Here is a 928-nt window from a genome sequence, read left to right on the forward strand (position 1 = left end):
AGTGAGTGTTTGAGAGTGGTGTCAGTCGTGCTGGTCGAAGGTGCGACGTTGCGGTCGGCGGGCCGGGCCGCCTCGGGTGAGTCGGCGGAGCATCTGGTTGATCGAAGCCCAGCGGATCAGGGTTTCGGACACGGCCGGGTCGCGTTCGTAGTCGCGGGCCAGGCGCCGGTAGCTGGTAAGCCAGGCCAGGGTCCTCTCGACCACCCACCGTCGTGGCTGTACGGCGAATCCTTGCTGGTCGGCTGGTTTCCGCACGATCTCCAGGGTGGTGTGGAGGACATCGCGGCACCAGTCGACGAGACGGCCGGCGAACCCCTGGTCGGCGAAGACGTACCGGATCGGCGTGGCCGCGTACGCCGCGAGGAGGGCGCCCTTGCCACCGTCGCGGTCCTGCCAGCACGCGGCGAGAACCCACACCGTGACCAGCAGACCCAGCGTGTCGGTGACAATGAACCGCTTCCGGCCGTTGATTCTCTTCCCCGCGTCGTAGCCGCGGCTGTCGACGCCGACGGTGTCGGCACCCTTCACCGACTGGGAGTCGATGATCCCCGCCGACGGCTGCGGGTCGCGGCCCTGGGCAAGACGGACCTCCTCCCGCAGCAGGTCGACCATCCGATCCGCAACCTGCCGCTTCTCCCACTGCCTGAACTGCCAGTACACGGTCTGCCACGGCGGAAAGTCGACCGGCAGTTGCCGCCACGAACACCCGGTACGCAGCACGTACAGGATCGCGTCCACGATGTCCCGCCGAGGATGCTTCGGCGGCCGACCCGGCTCCTTGATCAACGGCAGCATCGGCTCGACGATCTCCCACTGGGCATCGGTCAGGTCCGAGTCATACGTTCGCGTCCGTCCCATACCCAGATCACCGAACGACCCGACCTCACCCGACGGACCCGCCGTCCGACACCACTCTCAAACACTCACT

General features: G+C 67.1%; 1 pseudogene. It reads right to left on the reverse strand.

What is annotated here, in order from left to right:
* Positions 1-864: pseudogene (locus I0C86_RS00035) on the reverse strand (IS5 family transposase); the annotation flags it as partial.
* Positions 865-928 lie beyond the last annotated feature (64 nt).

It is taken from the genome of Plantactinospora alkalitolerans (assembly GCF_015690345.1).
GTDB classification, from domain to species: Bacteria; Actinomycetota; Actinomycetes; order Mycobacteriales; family Micromonosporaceae; genus Plantactinospora; species Plantactinospora alkalitolerans.